Genomic DNA, 18,705 nt, shown 5'->3' on the forward strand with positions numbered 1-18,705 from the left:
CGTTAACGTTTTCCGCTGTGCAACCAGAACGGCTCCTGGGTAATCGCGGTATTACGGAAATGTTCGATTTCGACTCTCTGGCGCGTTTCAATGGCGTGCTGAAGCCCCTGCCAGTTTTCCAGCCACTCCACGGCGCGTGCGCGATCGTAATGCCCGGCCATCAGTAACACGCTGTCGATATCACGTGCCAGGCGCGGCAACTGGTCGCGATAGCTGTCGCCCAGCGGTTGGGCAAAGGCTTTTTTCAGCTCGGCGGCGCAGCGTGACAGATGGACATCGGCAAAGCGTTTAAAGGAGTCGGCGAATTTGGCCTGCGCTTTTTCATCAAGGAAGGTTCGCCAGCCCTGCGTCACTAACCACTCGGTGAGCACCAGTTTCGCCAGGGCTGACTGCGCGCTCCACACCGCCGTATTCGCTGAAACGGCAGACGTAATGGTCGCTTCAGACTGGGTCAGCAGATCACGTAAGTGAGCGCTCGCTTTGCGTGGGACAATACCGCCAAACAGCGCCAGCGTGTGGCGCAGCAAGGCAATGGCGCTCAGAACATCGGCTTTCGCTTTCTCATTTCCTCGCACCCACAGCTCTTCATGGTATTGCCATTGCGACAACGCCAGTTCCAGCGCGGCGGCAAAAGCCTGCTCAACGCTGGCCTTGGCGGGGGTTTGCAGAATCGCTGTTGGGCGGCGTTCACGCACGGCATTGCCCTGCGCCAGGTGGTAACCGCGCGCCGCTTTGCTCAGGCTACCCTGACGCAGCCCGGAGACATTCACCAGCTGGCGCGCCAGCTTGAGGATATCCGCCGGAGAACCGCTCAGCAGTTCCAGCTCCAGTTCGCAAATCGGCTCAACAAATTCACCCGCTTTGACTTCGCCTAAATCAAGGCCAATCTCAATGCGGCTCTCGCCAACGTTAACCAGCCATTTTTCACGGTAAAAATCGGTGCTAAACAGCGGCTGCACTCGCGCCTGTAAATCTTGCGGAAGTACGCCATCAGGCCATACTTCCGCCGGGAAGCGCGCCAGATCGAGTTCCGGTTGGGTAAGCGGAATATTGTATTCAGGCCGCTGATGCAAACCGCCAATTACCCGCCCGGCGATTTTCATCGTCATCTCGTACTGACCGTCAAAACCGCGGATGCGCAGCCCCATATCGTGGCCGCGCAGCCAGTTATCCGGCGTCTCGTAATAGATGTTGAGTAACTGGCTGGACGCGATATGTTCTTCGGTCAGCGTGTGCAGATGTTGACGAAGCGTTTCCACGCTATCGCTCTTCACGATAAACTTTAATTCGATTTCCTGAGCCATGGCCTTGCACTTATGGTTATGTCACATCAGTGAAAATTTCGGCGAACTAACGCGCCCGATGTTTGTCAGTAGATAGTATTTTGCGTCAAATTGCCATGCAATGCGCAATCTGACGGGTGCAAAAGTTCGCGTAAGTGCGCAGTTTGACCTGGAAGATTCCGATTGATGCCAGCAGCCGGGTGTCGTCAGACTGTTGCCACTGTTTATCACTCACGTTTAATGAAAATAATGACTGCCTGATGCCAAAATTACGCCTGATTGGATTAACCCTTTTTGCACTTAGCGTGTCTGTTGGTACCCACGCCGAAGAAAAACGTTATGTTTCCGATGAACTGAATACCTGGGTACGTAGCGGCCCGGGCGATAATTATCGCCTTGTCGGCACGGTAAATGCCGGCGAGGAAGTCACGCTGTTGCAGGAAAACAGTGATTACGGCCAGGTGCGCGATAGCACCGGGCGTACCGCGTGGATCCCACTGAAAGAGCTGAACAGCCAGCCAAGTCTGCGCACCCGCGTGCCAGAGCTGGAAAACCAGGTGAAAACGCTGACCGATAAACTGAGCAATATCGACAATACCTGGAACCAGAAAACCGCTGAGATGCAGCAGAAAGTCGCCCAGAGCGATGGCGTGATTAGCGGTCTGAAAGATGAAAATCAAAAGCTCAAAAACGAGTTAATCGTGGCGCAGAAGAAGGTGAATGCCGCGAACCTGCAACTCGATGACAAACAGCGCACCATCATTATGCAGTGGTTTATGTATGGCGGCGGCGTGCTGGGCGCGGGCCTGATCCTCGGCCTGTTGTTACCGCATATGATCCCCACCCGTAAACGCAAAGATCGCTGGATGAACTAAGCAGATTCGCCATCTTCTCTACACTTACGTATTATCTGTCGGCAAATGTGTAGAGGAGAGTGGCGGCGTGAAGAGTTATCTGGTCGGTGGTGCAGTTCGTGATACGTTGTTGGGCCTGCCGGTCAAAGACAAAGATTGGGTTGTTGTCGGCACGACGCCGCAAGAGATGCTCGACGCGGGCTACCAGCAGGTAGGCCGCGACTTTCCTGTATTCCTCCACCCGCAAAGCCACGAAGAGTATGCGCTGGCGCGTACCGAGCGCAAATCTGGATCCGGCTATACCGGTTTCACCTGTTATGCCGCGCCAGATGTGACGCTGGAGCAGGATCTGCTGCGCCGTGATTTAACCGTGAACGCGCTGGCGCAAGATAGCCAGGGCGAGATTATCGATCCCTATGGCGGCCAGCAGGATCTGCGTAACCGCATTCTGCGCCACGTCTCCCCGGCTTTTGGTGAAGATCCGCTGCGCGTATTACGCGTCGCGCGCTTTGCCGCCCGTTACGCGCACCTTAGCTTCCGTATCGCCGATGAAACGCTGGCTCTGATGCGCGCGATGACCGATGCGGGTGAACTTGAACACCTGACACCCGAACGGGTGTGGAAAGAGACCGAGAGCGCGCTGCAAACCCGCAATCCGCAGGTTTATTTCCAGGTGCTACGCGATTGCGGTGCGCTGAAAGTGCTGTTCCCGGAGATCGACGCCCTGTTTGGCGTCCCGGCACCGGCGAAATGGCATCCGGAGATCGATACAGGTGTGCACACGTTAATGACGCTCTCGATGGCGGCGATGCTCAGCCCGCATGTTGATGTGCGCTTCGCCACATTGTGCCACGATTTAGGCAAAGCGCTGACGCCAAAATCGCTCTGGCCGCGCCATCATGGGCACGGCCCGGCGGGCGTTAAACTGGTCGAGGGGTTGTGCCAGCGGCTGCGCGTACCCAACGAGATCCGCGATTTAGCCAAACTGGTGGCGGAGTTTCACGACCTGATCCATACCTTCCCCATTTTGCAGCCGAAAACCATCGTCAAATTGTTCGATTCCATCGACGCATGGCGCAAACCGCAGCGTGTCGAGCAAATCGCACTGACCAGCGAAGCGGACGTGCGTGGGCGCACCGGTTTTGAAGCCTGCGACTATTCGCAGGGGCGTTTACTGCGTGAAGCCTGGGAAGTGGCGCGCGCCGTGCCAACGAAAGCAGTCATAGAGGCAGGGTTTACGGGAGCAGAAGTGCGGGAAGAGCTGACGCGTCGGCGGATTGCAGCGCTGGCGGTCTGGAAGGAACATCGTTGCCCTCAGCCGAAAGACTGAGGGCGCAAGTCTTAGAAGAAGACCAGATAAACCGCTGCTGCGACCACAAAACGGTAAATCGCAAACGGAATAAAGGAGATGTGTTTAATCAGCTCCAGGAAGGTTTTGATAGCGATCAGCGCAACGATAAATGCGGTGATAAAGCCCACGGCGAACATCGGGATATCACCCACGGTGAGAAAGCCCATGCTCTTGTAGAGATCCAGTACCGTCGCGCCCATCATCATCGGCACCGCCAGCAGGAAAGAGAACTCGGACGCCGCATAGCGGCTAACGCCCATCAACATGCCGCCGGAGATCGTCGCCCCGGAGCGGGAAAAACCCGGCCACAGCGCCAGACACTGGAAACAACCAATCATAAACGCCTGGCGATAGGTCATATCATCCACGCCCTGCGCGCGCGGGACTTTCGGCTTCAGCACTTCGGCGGCAATCAGCAAGAACCCCCCGACTACCAGCGCATAGGTCACATTGAGCGGGTTAAATAGCGATTTGATGGTATCGTGGAATACCAGCCCCAGCACCACCGCCGGGATCATGCCTAACAGGATATGAATCAGCGTCAGGCGGCCGGTGCCAGTCCCTTCATGCGGCTGCCTGCCGAAATGAATGCCAATCAGGCCAAACAAACGCCGCCAGAACATCACCACCACCGCGAGGATCGAACCTAACTGGATCACCACCTCGAACGTTTTTGCCGTATCACCTTCAAAGCCTAATAAATGCCCCACGATGATCATGTGGCCGGTACTGGATACGGGCAGAAATTCTGTGAGACCTTCAACGACACCCAGAATGGCTGCTACCAGCAATGAATGCATATCGCCCATCAAATAAACCCCTAAAAAGATATAAAAAACGGCTTATCCCGTGGAGAAGCCGCGAAAGACCGAGATCTATGACCTGAATACTAGCGCTTGGTTTAACTATTATGAATTTAAATACTTTCTTTCAGATTTAGGCCACGTTCGATAACCACACCCACATTCAGCGCGCGCGCAACCGCGCCTGGTTTACTCAATTTGATACGTACCCAGGGCGAATTAAAACGAGCCAGCAACAGCTCAGCGACTTCCTCCGCAACGCGTTCAACCAGTGCAAAACGCCCGCCTTCGACGTGGCCGATAATCACATCAGCGATATCCGCGTAGCTCAGACAATCATTCACATCGTCGCTTTTCGCCGCCACGCGGTTATCCCAGGCCATTTCGATATCGAACACCAGCTTCTGCTCAATGGTCTGTTCCCAGTCGTAAACACCAATGGTGGTGATAACCGAAAGTTGCTCTATAAATACAATGTCCATTTCACCTCGCCTGCTATATGCCCCGCCATTGCCGCCGCCAGGCCGCATCTTTATTGGCTACCTGTCAGATTTTGCGCAAAACCTGGATACCACTTTCCATCATTTATGCGTATTATCCATGGATGCAGAGAATAAAACGACATTTTCACAACGGAACAGCGTTATGAGTGCAATCGCGCCTGGGATGATTCTCCTTGCATACCTTTGTGGCTCTATTTCCAGCGCCATTCTGGTCTGCCGCATCGCCGGTCTGCCCGATCCGCGCGAGAGTGGCTCCGGTAATCCCGGAGCGACCAACGTATTACGCATTGGTGGCAAAGGTGCCGCGCTAAAGGTACTGATTTTTGACGTCTTAAAAGGCATGCTGCCAGTGTGGGGCGCGTATGCGCTTGGCGTCACACCATTCTGGCTCGGCCTTATCGCGATTGCCGCCTGTCTGGGTCATATCTGGCCGGTTTTCTTTAAGTTTCAAGGCGGTAAAGGCGTGGCGACGGCATTCGGCGCTATCGCACCTATCGGCTGGGATTTAACGGGCGTGATGGCGGGAACCTGGCTGTTAACAGTACTGCTGAGCGGCTATTCATCGTTGGGGGCGATTGTCAGCGCGTTGATCGCGCCATTTTACGTCTGGTGGTTCAAACCGCAGTTCACTTTCCCGGTCGCGATGCTGTCCTGCCTGATCCTGCTACGCCATCACGACAATATTCAGCGCCTGTGGCGACATCAGGAAGGCAAAATCTGGTCGAAGCTGAAGAAGAAAAAAGAAGAGAAAGGAAAAGCGTCATAATATCGCCCGGCGCACAGTGTGCTACCGGGCCATCACGGTTTACGCCGCAGGCAACTCCGCCAGTGGCCAGCGTGGACGCACAGTCACCCCCAGCCCTGCATCATTACCCGCTTTCAGACGCACCATTCCCGCATAGGCGATCATCGCGCCGTTATCGGTGCAAAACTCCGGGCGTGCATAGAATACTTCGCCACGACGCTTGTGCATCATTTCCGCCAGTTTCGCGCGCAGCGTACGGTTGGCGCTCACGCCACCGGCCATAACCAGACGCGTAAAACCGGTTTGATCCAGCGCACGCTTGCATTTGATCATCAGCGTATCGACTACGGCGTCTTCAAACGCACGCGCAATATCGGCGCGGGTTTGATCGTCAGAACCGTTGTTACGAATGGTGTTCGCCGCGAAAGTTTTCAGACCGGAGAAGCTAAAATCCAGCCCCGGACGATCGGTCATCGGACGCGGGAAAACAAAACGGCCTTCCGTGCCCTGAGCCGCCAGTTTTGAGAGCATCGGCCCGCCCGGGTAATCAAGCCCCAGCAGCTTAGCCGTTTTATCAAAAGCTTCCCCGGCGGCATCATCAATCGACTCACCAAGCAGCTCATAATGTCCGATGCCGGTTACGCTGATAAGCTGCGTATGCCCACCGGAAACCAGCAGCGCAACGAATGGAAACGCCGGTGGATTCTCTTCCAGCATTGGCGCCAGCAAGTGCCCTTCCATATGGTGAACCGGGATGGCGGGAACGTCCCAGGCGAAAGCGAGCGAACGACCAACCGTCGCGCCAACCAGCAGTGCACCGACAAGACCAGGCCCTGCGGTGTAAGCCACTGCATCGATATCTTTCGCAGTTAATCCGGACTCTTTCAACGCGGCCTGAATCAGCGGTACGGTTTTACGCACGTGATCGCGCGAAGCCAGCTCTGGCACAACACCGCCGTAATCGGCGTGAAGTTTTACCTGACTATACAGTTGGTTGGCTAACAGCCCTTGTTGATCGTCATAGATTGCGATGCCGGTTTCATCGCAGGATGTTTCAATGCCCAGTATGCGCATGACTCTGTTTACCTCTTTGCAATAGCGCGCAGTGTAGGGCGAATGCGGGTCGAAGTAAAACTTTGCTCACTCCTGCAGCGGAGTTCGTGTATACTCCTCACCCTTACAAAAGTCCCCTTTCAAAAAGGGCGGCGGTGCTTTACAAAGCAGCAGCACTTGCAGTAAAATTCCGCACCATTTTGAAATAAGCTGGCGTGAACGCCAGCGGCAAACCGAATTAATCAAAGGTGAGAGGCACATGCCGGTAATTAAAGTACGTGAAAACGAGCCGTTCGACGTAGCTCTGCGTCGCTTCAAACGTTCCTGCGAGAAAGCAGGTGTTCTGGCGGAAGTTCGTCGTCGTGAGTTCTATGAAAAACCGACTACCGAACGTAAACGCGCTAAAGCATCCGCAGTGAAACGTCACGCGAAGAAACTGGCTCGCGAAAACGCACGCCGTACTCGTCTGTACTAATCTGTCAGGGCAAGCGCCCTTTCGTTTAGACCGAGTTGTAGTTGTAAGGCCGTGCTTCCGAAAGGAATGCGCGGCTTATTTTCGTTTATAACCTGATATAACCTGCGGATTTCGGTCGCATTATGTTGGCCCGGAAAACAACGGCTATAAAAGATCAAAACGGGGCTTATGGCTGGACGAATTCCACGTGTCTTTATTAATGACCTGCTGGCGCGCACCGACATCGTCGATCTCATCGACGCGCGTGTAAAGCTGAAAAAGCAGGGCAAGAACTATCACGCGTGTTGTCCTTTCCATAACGAAAAAACGCCCTCTTTCACCGTGAACGGTGAAAAACAGTTTTACCACTGCTTTGGCTGCGGCGCGCATGGCAACGCCCTCGACTTCCTGATGAACTACGACAAGCTCGAGTTTGTCGAAAGCATCGAAGAACTGGCGGCAATGCACAACCTTGACGTGCCATTTGAAGCAGGCAGTGGACCCAGCCTGATAGAGCGCCATCAACGGCAAACGCTCTATCAATTAATGGATGGGCTAAACGCGTTTTATCAGCAATCGTTGACACAACCTGCCGCAGAGCCTGCACGCCAGTATCTGTCCAGACGCGGTTTGAGCAGCGAAATCATTGAGCGGTTCGCCATTGGTTACGCGCCACCCGGCTGGGACAACGTATTAAAGCGTTTTGGCGGCAACAGCGAAAACCGTAAATCATTGATTGATGCGGGCATGCTGGTCACAAACGATCAGGGACGCAGTTACGATCGTTTCCGCGAACGGGTCATGTTTCCCATTCGTGACAAACGTGGCCGGGTGATTGGTTTTGGTGGGCGCGTTCTGGGTAACGATACGCCTAAGTACCTGAACTCCCCGGAAACAGATATTTTCCATAAGGGCCGTCAGCTGTATGGCCTTTATGAAGCGCAGCAGGACAATGACGAGCCTCAGCGACTGCTAGTCGTCGAAGGCTATATGGACGTGGTGGCGCTGGCGCAATACGGCATCAACTACGCGGTGGCGTCGCTTGGAACGTCAACAACGGCGGATCATATTCAGTTACTTTTTCGCGTAACTAAAAATGTTATCTGTTGTTACGACGGTGACCGTGCTGGCCGTGATGCCGCATGGCGAGCGCTGGAAACCGCGCTGCCTTATATGAGCGATGGCCGTCAGCTGCGTTTTATGTTTTTACCGGATGGCGAAGATCCGGACACGCTGGTGCGTAAAGAGGGCAAAGAGGCGTTCGAAGCGCGGATGGAGCAGGCACTGCCGCTCTCCACGTTTCTGTTCAACAGCCTGTTGCCGCAGGCGGATTTAACCACACCGGATGGTACAACGCAGCTTGCCGCATTAGCGCTGCCGTTAATCAACCAGGTGCCGGGTGAAACGCTACGCATCCAGCTGCGCCAGCTGTTGGGGAATAAAATTGGCATATTCGACGATGCGCAACTTGATCGATTAATGCCAAAACAGGTGGAAAGCGCAACGCCGCGCCCCGCTCCGCAGCTAAAACGCACAACCATGCGTATACTGATAGGGTTATTGATCCAGAACCCGGAACTGGCTCCGAAGGTGCCGCCGTTAGAGGGTTTGGATCACTCAAGGCTTGCCGGGCTTGGCTTATTTACAGAACTGGTCAACACTTGTTTGTCACAGCCAGGCCTGACTACGGGCCAGTTGCTTGAGCACTATCGCGGCACAAAAGAGGCCGCAACCCTTGAAAAACTGTCGATGTGGGACGATATAGCAGATAAAGACATCGCTGAAAAAACGTTCACCGACGCGCTCAATCATATGTTTGATTCGATGCTTGAACGGCGGCAAGAAGAGTTAATAGCTCGTGACCGCACACATGGTTTAAGCAGCGAAGAACGCCGGGAACTCTGGCAATTGAACCAGGAACTGGCAAAAAAGTGAATTCAACGGCTTAAGTGCCGATAACCGATCGGGAAGATCCCGACAGCCGCGATGAGGGCCAGCGGCAAAAATATAAATACACCCTCGCGTTAAATGTTGGCGGTTTATTTCGCCGACCGACACCAACCCTCATGAATTAAGTGTGGATACCGTCTTATGGAGCAAAACCCGCAGTCACAGCTGAAGCTTCTTGTCACCCGTGGTAAGGAGCAAGGCTATCTGACCTATGCCGAGGTCAATGACCATCTGCCGGAAGATATCGTCGACTCCGATCAGATCGAAGACATCATCCAAATGATCAACGACATGGGCATCCAGGTGATGGAAGAAGCACCGGACGCCGATGATCTGTTGCTGGCCGAAAACTCCAACAACACTGACGAAGATGCGGAAGAAGCCGCCGCACAAGTGCTTTCCAGCGTTGAATCTGAAATCGGGCGAACCACTGACCCGGTGCGCATGTACATGCGCGAAATGGGCACCGTTGAGCTGCTGACCCGCGAAGGCGAAATCGACATCGCTAAACGCATCGAAGACGGCATCAACCAGGTTCAGTGCTCCGTTGCCGAATACCCGGAAGCGATCACCTATCTGCTGGAGCAGTATGATCGCGTTGAAGCTGAACAGGCTCGCCTCTCAGATTTGATCACCGGCTTTGTCGATCCAAACGCTGAAGAAGACATGGCGCCAACTGCGACCCACGTCGGTTCTGAACTCTCCAGCGAAGAGATGGATGATGATGAAGACGAAGAAGATGAAGAAGACGACGACAGCGATGATGACAACAGCATCGATCCTGAACTGGCGCGTGAAAAATTCGCTGAGCTACGTACCCAGTACGAACTGACTCGCGACACTATCAAAGCCAAAGGACGCAGCCACGTTGCCGCACAGGAAGAGATCCTGAAGCTGTCTGAAGTTTTCAAACAGTTCCGTCTGGTGCCAAAACAGTTCGATTACCTGGTCAACAGCATGCGAGTCATGATGGATCGCGTACGTACCCAGGAACGCATCATTATGAAACTGTGTGTTGAACAGTGCAAAATGCCGAAGAAAAACTTCATTACGCTGTTCACCGGCAACGAAACCAACGAAACCTGGTTCAACGCTGCGCTGGCCATGAACAAACCGTGGTCGGAAAAACTGCATGAAGTGGCAGAAGAAGTTCAACGCAGCCTGATGAAACTGCAACAGATTGAAGAAGAAACCGGCCTGACCATTGAGCAGGTAAAAGACATCAACCGTCGTATGTCTATCGGCGAAGCGAAAGCGCGTCGTGCGAAGAAAGAGATGGTGGAAGCGAACTTGCGTCTGGTTATTTCTATCGCCAAGAAATACACCAACCGCGGTCTGCAGTTCCTCGATCTGATTCAGGAAGGCAACATCGGTCTGATGAAAGCGGTTGATAAGTTCGAATACCGCCGTGGTTACAAATTCTCCACCTATGCAACCTGGTGGATCCGTCAGGCGATCACCCGTTCCATCGCGGATCAGGCGCGCACCATTCGTATTCCGGTACATATGATTGAGACTATCAACAAGCTCAACCGTATCTCCCGCCAGATGTTGCAGGAAATGGGCCGTGAACCCACGCCGGAAGAGCTGGCTGAGCGTATGCTGATGCCGGAAGATAAGATCCGTAAGGTGCTGAAAATCGCGAAAGAGCCTATCTCCATGGAAACACCAATCGGTGATGATGAAGATTCGCATCTGGGTGATTTCATCGAGGATACCACCCTCGAGCTGCCGCTGGACTCTGCAACCACTGAAAGTCTGCGCGCCGCAACGCACGACGTTCTGGCTGGCCTGACCGCTCGTGAAGCGAAAGTTCTGCGTATGCGTTTCGGTATCGATATGAACACCGACCACACGCTGGAAGAAGTGGGTAAACAGTTTGACGTGACCCGCGAACGTATCCGTCAGATCGAAGCGAAAGCGCTGCGTAAACTGCGCCATCCGAGCCGTTCTGAAGTGCTGCGTAGCTTCCTCGACGATTAATTCGTCAGGCGATAAAAAAGCTCCCGCACGGGAGCTTTTTTTTGCCCGCTAGTTGCCGTTACAGGCCGCGCGTCACCAGTGCCTCGTCCAGTTCACGATACGCTTCCACCAGCTTATCCAGCGTTGCACGATTAAGCCCACTGGGATTTGGCAGCACCCAGACCTGCGTCACGCCGATCGTCATATTTTGCTTACCCCAGTTAGCACCGCGTACACTAAACGCCTGCTCAAAGGCTTGCTTTCCTAACACCGCCAGCGCAGCGGGCTGATAATCCTCAATTTTCTTGACCAGTTCCCTGCCGCCGTTCCGCAGCTCATGCAACCCGACTTCCGTGGCCTGCACTGTTGGGCGCTCAACCAGCATAGTGATACCACAGCGGGTATCCAGCAGATGCCGCTCATCTTCGGGGCGCAGTTGCTGGTCGGTAAAACCGGCCTGATGGATAACTTTCCAGAAACGATTCCCCGGATGGGCAAAATGGAAACCGGTATGGGCAGATGATTTACCCGGATTGATGCCACAAAACACCACCCGCAGTCCCGGCGCCAGAATATCGTGGATCATGCTTAACTCCCGAACAAAAGCGATAAACTCCAGTATAAGAGATTGAAAATGCGTTGTTTATAAAAACATCAGCCAGGTGATTCCTGCTGGATTGCAGGGGTAAGTTACTTTATAATTCCCCGCCACGGCCCCTTAGCTCAGTGGTTAGAGCAGGCGACTCATAATCGCTTGGTCGTTGGTTCAAACCCAACAGGGGCCACCAAATTTTAGCCTTAAAATCATGTAATTAGGCCACTTTCGCGAGTGGCTTTTTTGTTTTCAGATCACTGAGTGTCGCAAAAGTGTCGCACCAGTTTTTTGGCAATCCCGCGATAGGTACGATTTCGAGGTTTTTTGCGATATAAAAAAACCCGCGCGAGGCGGGTAATTTTAGAGCCATAACTGGCGTTGTCCGGTTTGATTTGGATGGGGTGGCGCAGGATCAATTTTGCCAGGCGTCACAATGTAGCGCTCTATTGATTCCATTGTCACAAAGGTACAACTGCAATTGATATTGGTGCATTGGTGATAGCGTTCTTTTGTGTTCTCGCTTAGATAGCGGCTTGTACGTGCATGTGCAGCATGCTTGCATTGTGGACAATGGAACATGATCGCCTCTAATTTCTCTAAAAGAGAATTTATTATATCTATAAATTCGCATAATGAGAATTACAAAAATTCACTTAGTGCGAGACATCATCTATCACTCCATCGTCGTCGGACTCCGCATCATACTCAACATCAGAAAGTTTAACCTCCAGTTCTAACGCTGTCGTATAGCCGCTGCTGCTGAGCGCGTGGGTCACTTTGGTAATTATCCATGCCTGCTCATCGATAATGCTCTTAAACCCTGAGACTTTCACCGGCGTTTCCGGGTAGAGATCGGCGCGCCCGACGGCCAGATTTATCGAGAACTCCGCCACCCCGCGCTGTAACTTGTCCCACTTTGCTTTTGCTGCCCGCATCGCCTGGGCTTTTGTTGAATAGACCGTGGTTAGGGCGAATACGTTATCAGCCTCACCGGCCATGTATTCCCCTTCGCGTGCTTCCGGCTCTTTGGCCTCTTTCTTTTTCGCTGCCTTGGCTTTCGGGTGTTGCAGTGCGCGCAGGTGCTGCTCTTTCGGCTTGCGCTTCACTTTCACTTTTTTAGGCTTCGGCTCTTTGGTATGCAGCCATTGCGCCGTTACGCCGGTATAAGCGCCCCGGTCGGCAATCGCAAACTGATGCCGGTCGCCGTCGCTGCGGATAATGGTCACCTGCGGGATGGGTTTACCGCTGGCGCTGACCGCATTGCCCGGTTTGAGAAACAGCAGTTTCCCCGCTTTGACAGACACCTCGCCGCCGTTCCGGTCGGCCAGCCGGGTCAGGAATTTGGCGTCGGATTCCTGCGACTGGTCGATGTGCGGGATCACGATTTTTGCCAGCTCCGGCGCAACGGCCGCCGTCAGTTTGTTGCGCGTCGCGATGGTCTCGACAATCATACCGAGCGTTTTGGCGTGCCATGACTCCTCGCGTCGGGAATTCAGGGAGCCACGAAAATCGGCGCTCCGTGCCCGGATGGTCACGGTATCCGGTGCGCCCCGGTGTTCAACCTCATCCACGGTGAAACTGCCCTTGCCGATAAGCGCCGAACCTTTCCACCCCAGAAACAGCGTCAGCACCGCCCCGCGCACCGGCAGGACGACACGCCCGTCGGCGTCGTTGAGCTCGATATCGAGCTGGTCGGCTTCAAACCCCCTGTTATCGGTCATGGTCAGGCTAATCAGGCGGTCGCTGATATTGCCGGTAATATCTTTGCTGTCAATTTTCAGCATAAACGCGGGGGTGAGCGTGCTCCCCGCTTCGCTATACAGTATTTCTGACATCAGAACCCCAGGCTTGACGTTAATTTTGTAGCGGCTTCTTTTGCCTTACCGACGAGACTGTCGGCCTGTTTATTCAGGTCGCCATACACCGCCGCGAGCGACTCATCGACGCGGGTCAGTGTCATGGTGAAGGTGATTTTCCGGGGCGAGCCGTCCGCAAAAAACTCGGTGCCGGTCTCGCTGATGCTGTTGATAACGTACATCCCGTAAATTAGGCCAGTTCCTGCCAGTAACGGCCAGGCACGCCCCTCCTCCGCCATCAGGCGCAGCGCGGTCAGCGTCAGATGCCCGCCGGTGAGCTCCGGGAACAGCTCGCCGCTGAGCGTGATTTTCTCCTCACCGACACCGAGAAACTGAAAGGCATCGCGCTTGCCGACGCGGTTGTTTGACGGCCAGCGGTATTCCGCGTCGCGCTGCATATTCTGAAACGGCAGCGTCTGACGCATAAAAACGAAAAAGCCAAGTGCAAGCATCATTTCAGTGTTTCCTTATCCGTCGGTTCGCATACTGGCGCGTTCGCGGGCGCGCTTCTCCCGGTCGGCTTTCTCAACGGCATCCTGCAACTGACGTCCGAGGTCGCCGCCCGGTGCGCCGCCGTTTTGTACCGTGATGTTGTAATGGCTCTGCCGGTTGTCGGTGTACGCTTTCCCGGCACCGGGAGCGGTAACAGGCTGATACGCCTGATAACCGCCGTACGTGCTGGTTGCAGGGATATACCCGCCATTACTGATGGCCGGGTTTTGCGTTGCACCGGCTTTCGCAGCACCGGCTTTTTCCGCCGTTTTATCGAGGTCGCCCGATTCCTTGTTAATGACGCCGAGCTTTTCCAGTACCCACTCGATCCCCGCGCGCAGCTTGTTGAACGCCTTAAGCGGAAACATCAGCGCATCAGCCAGCCCCTGGCCGAATCGCATCCCGGCATCCTTACAGGCGTTGAGTTGCTCCTGAGACGATTTCACCGGCTCAAGCAGGTTGGTAAACCAGTCCCACGCGGCTTTGAGTTTTTCCCCCAGCCAGTCAAACATCGGTTTCAGCGGTGAGAACAGTTCCCCGACCGGCGCAAACGCCGCCTTAAGCCCTTCGATCACCCCTTCAAAAAATGCCGAAATCGGCTCCCAGTATTTGCGAATCAGCAATGCCCCGGCGACGATGGCGACGCCAATCGCGACAATCGGCCAGGTGAGCGCGCCGAGTACCGTCATGATCGCGCCACCCACGACGCTGAAGACAGTGCCGAGCACCCCGGCAATCGCAATGATGGCGTTGATGCCGCTGATAACCGGGAACGCCACCAGGCCGATTGCACCAACGACACCAATAACCCCGACGGCCACCGCCGCAATGGTGCTGATGGTCTGTGCCAGTCCCTTGTTTTTCTGGATCCAGCCGTCGAGCTTGAGCACGTACCCGGTCGCGGTTTGTACCAGTTTGCGAAGAGAGGATTCCTGCTGGTCAAAAAGGTCGGTGCCGACCGCCTCATAAGCCGACTGGAATTCTTTGAAGTCGCCGCCGAGGTTGTCCTGCATGACTTTGACCAGTTCCTCGGTTTTGCCATCGGACGCCTTTAATGCCGCTGTCAGCGCGTCGAGTCTGCCGGATGCCGCGCCCTGCAACAGGGCGTTGGCGGATTTCAGCGCCTCCTCGCCAAAAATGGTTTTCAGGTATTCACCCTGCTGGGCGTTACCCAGCTTGTGCTTAGCAAAGCTGGCGCTGATTTCTTTCAGAATGGTAAAGACAGGCCGCATATTGCCTTTGCTGTCTGACGTCTTGATGCCAAGCTCTTTCAGGGCGGTGAAAGCCTGCCCGGTGGGAGCCTGTAAACGACTGACAACCGCCGAGCTGCCCGTCCCCGCCATTGACCCGGTGATGTTGTTATCGTGCAGAACACCGGTCATCGCTGCCGCTTCTTCGAGGCTTACGCCCGCCGCGCGGGCAACGGGCGCCAGATACGTCATGGCGTCACTGAGACCCTGAAAATCGGCGGCTGATTTATTCATCGTCGCTGACAGGACATCCCCGATGTGACCCACTTTGTCATTGGATAGCTGAAAGGCGCTTTTCGTCCCCAGGAGTAATTTTGCGTTCTCCTCCATCGTCTGCCGGTTGGCGAGCGACATATTCAGCGTGACGGGGGTCGCTGCCTGAATGGCTGCCGCATCGCCGCCCGCTTTGGCGATGATGATTTGCGCCCCGGCGGCATCGTCAGCCGAGGCGGCAGTATTGTCGCCGAGCTGACGCGCCTGTTTGCGCAGGGCGGTCATTTCTGCCGAATCTTTCGTTACACCTAACGTCGCCTGAAGCTCAGAGTTTTTCTGCGCAAAATCAAATCCCGGTTTTAACAGCGCCGTACCGGCCAGCGTGGCGGTCGTCGCAATCCCGACACCGGCAGCGCCGACCGCCGCCGATTTACCGGCGAGCTCTTTTCCCGCCTGATAACGCTGCTTGACCGCGCTCAGTTTGGCCTGTTGCGCACTGACGCGCGCCAGCGCCCCGCGCTGCCGGTGCAACTGCGAGGTCGTTTCACCAATACTGGTTTTCAGGCGGCGCTCATCAGCGGCCAGCGTGCGCGTGTTGATGCCCGCCCGGCTGAGTTCCTGCCGTGTCCGCTGTACCGCTTCACGCAGGCTGTTATGTTTAAGCTGGAGCGCGGCAGCATTTTTGCGCGCGGCTTCCATTGCGGCGGCCTGTGCGCGGGTCGGGCTTTCGGTCTGTTTAAACGCCACGGCCAGCGCAGCGGCTTCCTGTTTCGCTTTCGCCAGCGACTGGCTGGTCACGGCAAGCTGTGCGCTGGTCTTGCGAAACCCCTCGATTCTGGATGCCTGGCTGTTGAGCTCACGTAATGTGGTTTGCGTCGCCCGGATATCGCCGGCCAGCGTTTTGCTGGCCTTTTCGATGGATTTTAACGGGCGGGTCGCCTGGTCAACAGCCCTGAGCAATACCTGTAATTTCACATCACTCATTCGTGTTTCCGCTTCGCTGGAGCGCTTTTTCGCGCCATGTAACGAGCTCGGTCAGGCTCAGGGGAAATAACTCCGATGGCGGCCAGTGAAAAATCACCGCGATATCCGCCATCAGGTCATCGACTGAAAGATTTGGCGGGAAGGTTACTGCGCCGAATTCGGCGACAAAAAACCAATCACCTTACCGGCCAGCGCCACAAGGTCAGGCAGCTCCAGCGCGGCGACTTCCTGCTCGGTCAGTGACGGCGCAGTCACGCGCGGCAGCACTTTAATCAGCGCGTCGACGTCGGAGTTTGCCACCGAGGCCAGGCTGACGCCGCGCAGCGTACCGGCGTTAGGTTTCATCAGCGTAATCTGGTCGATGACCTGCTCGCCGCGTTTGACGGGGTTTTCCAGGGTGATCACATTTTCGTTTTTCATGGTGTTCTCGTCTTAATCGGGAATGGGGTTAACCGGCCAGCCTCGCTGACCGTGTGAAAATTACAGACCGATATTGCGGCGGTGCTGTTCGAGGCGGTCGGTGCCGTTCACTTTCTCAATCATGTTGAGCGTATCGATTTCAACCAGCTCTTTACCGTCCATCGTCAGTTTGAAGTACGTGCAGATAACCGAGATTTTTGACTCGCTGTCTTCGCCCTGCTTACCTTCGCCGGTGTCGATCTCTTTCTGACGTCCACGCATGACCACTTCGACGGCGACCGTTTCGCCGGTGTCGTCGCGCTGGTAGGATCCCGCAAAACGAATTGGCACAGCATCGACGCTGGTTGCGCCGTACAGCTCCCAGATAGCGGAATCCGGGAAACCGCCGAGCGACCATTCCATCGACAGGGCATCATCATCGAGCCCCATATCAATCGGCGCGACGCCGTTCATTCCCGCGCCGCGATAGTTCTCCAGCTTACGGGTCAGCTTCGGCAGGGTGATGGATTTGGCGATCCCCTGATAGCTGTAGCCATTCAGGAACACATTCATGTATTTGAGCTTGCGCGGCATTGCCATTTAATCAGGCTCCTTATTTGCTGTTGACCGAGGAAACCAGCGTCGCCAGATATTTATCGGTGATGCGCTGGCGTAAGGTCAGGTTTTCCAGTGGGGGAACCGGCGTGTAGTCGTAATCGATATACAGTTTTCCGGCTTTCAGGGTCTCTTTGTCGTTGGCTTCTTCGTCAAACCAGCAGGTCGCATCGACGATGTAACCATTCGTTTTGAGTTCGCGGAATTTGGCGTTGATGCCGTCGACGATATCGCGGATAAGCGTCGCGGTGATGGGCTTGTCGACCGCCCACATGTGCGCGGCGGCCATCGTGTCGGCAATCACCTGCGCGGTGCGGGTGTAGTTCTCAAACAGGAAAAGCGGGTCATCCGAACAGGTGCGGTTACCCCAGAAACGAAAACCATCCTTGCGAATCAGCGTCGTGATGCCCGCCTCGTTAAGTAAATCCGCATCGGTGCCGGGCTCCTGCAAATCCCAGAACACCGACGCGCTGATGCCGGTCACGCCATTAACGCCGACGTTAGACAGGGTTTTGTGCCAGCCGACCGACTGGTCGATGTACGCACGCAGACCGAGCGCGCGGGCGGTGGCGTATGCCGTGGAGGTTGCATTTTTCACGGTGTCCCAGGCGAGAAAATCCGGCCAGATAATCATCAGCTCGCGCTGGCTGAAATTGTCGCGGTATTTGATGGCATCAGATACCGTCTTGCAGCCCCACGCGCTGACATAACCGAACGCACGCAGCTTCTGACAAACCGGCGCAAGGGCGGTCGCCACCTCCAGCGTGTCGAAACCCGGCACACCGAGAATGCGCGGTTTCACGCCAGTGACGGCTTCGGCGGTGAGCAGTGCCTTTAGGCCGGTGTATTTGCCGTTCTCGTCCGTGGTGCCGATGATATTGGAAATGGTCTGCGCGAGCGCCTCCTCTTCATCATCGCCGGTTCCCTCCGCGACACGCACAACGACAATCACCGGTTTTGCCTGGTCGGCGATGGCCTGGAGGGACGCGGCCAGCGTGCCTTTTTTACCGGCCTTTGCGATGGCGCTTTGCACGCTGGTAATCAGTACCGGCTCGTTAAGAGGAAAGGTCGCGGCATCGGCATCGCTGGCGGTGCATACCATGCCGACAATGGCGGTCGAGACGGTGGAAATGACGCGCGTGCCGTCGTTAATTTCGACGACCTGCACGCCATGATGAAAATCACTCATCCGTTTAACTCCGTGGTGTTGGGGTGAGTGTTATTTTCCAGGGTGCGCGGGCGCGGGGCTATTTATTGGGGTTGGGATGGATCTGCAACAACGAGTTGTGGAAACCTGTAAAAGCAGAACCTCCCCCTCGCTGCACACTTTACCCGTGAAAGAA

The 18,705-nt window shown here is 55.2% G+C and carries 19 protein-coding genes and 1 tRNA gene; 7 read left to right on the top strand and 13 right to left on the bottom strand.

The genetic code is table 11. From position 1 onward, the window contains the following. Positions 1–2: 2 nt before the first annotated feature. Positions 3–1,304 carry an inorganic triphosphatase gene (locus DFO56_RS17720; RefSeq protein WP_020455301.1) on the bottom strand — a complete coding sequence of 434 codons (1,302 nt, stop codon included), beginning with the start codon at positions 1,302–1,304 and terminating at the stop codon, positions 3–5. 239 nt (positions 1,305–1,543) lie between these two features. Here DFO56_RS17720 and DFO56_RS17730 point away from each other — a divergent pair, with 239 nt between their 5' ends. Both DFO56_RS17730 and DFO56_RS17735 read left to right on the top strand, forming a co-directional pair. After that, a complete protein-coding gene (locus DFO56_RS17730; RefSeq protein WP_020455302.1) occupies positions 1,544–2,158 on the top strand; it encodes a TIGR04211 family SH3 domain-containing protein in 615 nt (204 codons plus the stop codon). A gap of 67 nt (positions 2,159–2,225) precedes the next feature. Next, on the top strand, positions 2,226–3,467 hold the full coding sequence (locus DFO56_RS17735; protein WP_045512084.1) for a multifunctional CCA addition/repair protein: 1,242 nt from the start codon (positions 2,226–2,228) through the stop codon (positions 3,465–3,467). 11 nt (positions 3,468–3,478) lie between these two features. Here DFO56_RS17735 and bacA read toward each other — a convergent pair whose 3' ends face one another. Together bacA and folB are read right to left on the bottom strand one after the other, a co-directional pair. Beyond that, positions 3,479–4,297, bottom strand: coding sequence for an undecaprenyl-diphosphate phosphatase (gene bacA / locus DFO56_RS17740; RefSeq protein ID WP_020455304.1), 819 nt, complete (start codon positions 4,295–4,297; stop codon positions 3,479–3,481). A 107-nt stretch (positions 4,298–4,404) separates the two neighbouring features. Next, the gene (gene folB, locus DFO56_RS17745) at positions 4,405–4,773 is read right to left on the bottom strand and encodes a bifunctional dihydroneopterin aldolase/7,8-dihydroneopterin epimerase (RefSeq protein WP_020455305.1); all 369 of its coding nucleotides are present in this window, start codon (positions 4,771–4,773) and stop codon (positions 4,405–4,407) included. Positions 4,774–4,936: 163 nt separating this feature from the next. On the opposite strand from folB, the gene plsY reads away from it, so the two are divergent. Beyond that, the gene (gene plsY, locus DFO56_RS17750) at positions 4,937–5,560 is read left to right on the top strand and encodes a glycerol-3-phosphate 1-O-acyltransferase PlsY (protein ID WP_045512243.1); all 624 of its coding nucleotides are present in this window, start codon (positions 4,937–4,939) and stop codon (positions 5,558–5,560) included. Positions 5,561–5,599: 39 nt separating this feature from the next. Here plsY and tsaD read toward each other — a convergent pair whose 3' ends face one another. Next, a complete protein-coding gene (gene tsaD / locus DFO56_RS17755) occupies positions 5,600–6,613 on the bottom strand; it encodes a tRNA (adenosine(37)-N6)-threonylcarbamoyltransferase complex transferase subunit TsaD (protein WP_020455307.1) in 1,014 nt (337 codons plus the stop codon). A 238-nt stretch (positions 6,614–6,851) separates the two neighbouring features. Between tsaD and rpsU the strand changes: the two genes are divergently transcribed. From rpsU to rpoD, 3 genes are all read left to right on the top strand, one after another. Beyond that, entirely contained in the window at positions 6,852–7,067 is a 216-nt protein-coding gene (gene rpsU / locus DFO56_RS17760) for a 30S ribosomal protein S21 (protein WP_001144069.1), read from the top strand. A gap of 168 nt (positions 7,068–7,235) precedes the next feature. Further along, positions 7,236–8,981, top strand: a complete 1,746-nt coding sequence (dnaG, locus tag DFO56_RS17765; RefSeq protein ID WP_045512077.1) for a DNA primase — start codon at positions 7,236–7,238, stop codon at positions 8,979–8,981. 156 nt (positions 8,982–9,137) lie between these two features. Then, the gene (gene rpoD / locus DFO56_RS17775) at positions 9,138–10,979 is read left to right on the top strand and encodes an RNA polymerase sigma factor RpoD (RefSeq protein ID WP_020455309.1); all 1,842 of its coding nucleotides are present in this window, start codon (positions 9,138–9,140) and stop codon (positions 10,977–10,979) included. A gap of 58 nt (positions 10,980–11,037) precedes the next feature. Here the strand turns inward: rpoD and mug are convergent, their stop codons facing one another. Beyond that, positions 11,038–11,544, bottom strand: a complete 507-nt coding sequence (gene mug, locus DFO56_RS17780) for a G/U mismatch-specific DNA glycosylase (RefSeq protein ID WP_045514273.1) — start codon at positions 11,542–11,544, stop codon at positions 11,038–11,040. A 126-nt stretch (positions 11,545–11,670) separates the two neighbouring features. Between mug and DFO56_RS17785 the strand changes: the two genes are divergently transcribed. Continuing rightward, positions 11,671–11,746 (top strand) — tRNA-Ile (locus tag DFO56_RS17785). Positions 11,747–11,913: 167 nt separating this feature from the next. On the opposite strand, the gene DFO56_RS17790 is transcribed toward DFO56_RS17785, so the two are convergent. The 8 genes from DFO56_RS17790 to DFO56_RS17825 form a co-directional block, all read right to left on the bottom strand. Beyond that, positions 11,914–12,132, bottom strand: a complete 219-nt coding sequence (locus DFO56_RS17790; protein ID WP_072051669.1) for a DNA-binding transcriptional regulator — start codon at positions 12,130–12,132, stop codon at positions 11,914–11,916. 74 nt (positions 12,133–12,206) lie between these two features. Further along, positions 12,207–13,388: a phage late control D family protein gene (locus tag DFO56_RS17795; RefSeq protein WP_045514274.1), complete on the bottom strand. Its 1,182-nt coding sequence runs from the start codon at positions 13,386–13,388 to the stop codon at positions 12,207–12,209. Further along, a complete protein-coding gene (locus DFO56_RS17800) occupies positions 13,388–13,864 on the bottom strand; it encodes a phage tail protein (RefSeq protein WP_045514275.1) in 477 nt (158 codons plus the stop codon). Before DFO56_RS17800 ends, DFO56_RS17795 begins: the two co-directional genes overlap by 1 nt. A 12-nt stretch (positions 13,865–13,876) precedes the next feature. After that, complete coding sequence (locus DFO56_RS17805; protein WP_045514276.1) at positions 13,877–16,348, bottom strand: phage tail tape measure protein; 2,472 nt, start codon at positions 16,346–16,348, stop codon at positions 13,877–13,879. Then, entirely contained in the window at positions 16,341–16,460 is a 120-nt protein-coding gene (locus DFO56_RS17810; protein WP_020455315.1) for a GpE family phage tail protein, read from the bottom strand. Before DFO56_RS17810 ends, DFO56_RS17805 begins: the two co-directional genes overlap by 8 nt. A 32-nt stretch (positions 16,461–16,492) precedes the next feature. Next, on the bottom strand, positions 16,493–16,768 hold the full coding sequence (locus DFO56_RS17815; protein WP_045514277.1) for a phage tail assembly protein: 276 nt from the start codon (positions 16,766–16,768) through the stop codon (positions 16,493–16,495). Positions 16,769–16,828: 60 nt separating this feature from the next. Next, the gene (locus DFO56_RS17820; RefSeq protein WP_045514278.1) at positions 16,829–17,347 is read right to left on the bottom strand and encodes a phage major tail tube protein; all 519 of its coding nucleotides are present in this window, start codon (positions 17,345–17,347) and stop codon (positions 16,829–16,831) included. Positions 17,348–17,360: 13 nt separating this feature from the next. Further along, positions 17,361–18,551, bottom strand: coding sequence for a phage tail sheath protein (locus DFO56_RS17825; RefSeq protein WP_045514279.1), 1,191 nt, complete (start codon positions 18,549–18,551; stop codon positions 17,361–17,363). Between the last annotated feature and the right edge of the window lie 154 nt (positions 18,552–18,705).

The sequence above is a fragment of the Kosakonia sp. AG348 genome (assembly GCF_003337365.1).
In the GTDB taxonomy this organism is placed as follows: domain Bacteria; phylum Pseudomonadota; class Gammaproteobacteria; order Enterobacterales; family Enterobacteriaceae; genus Kosakonia.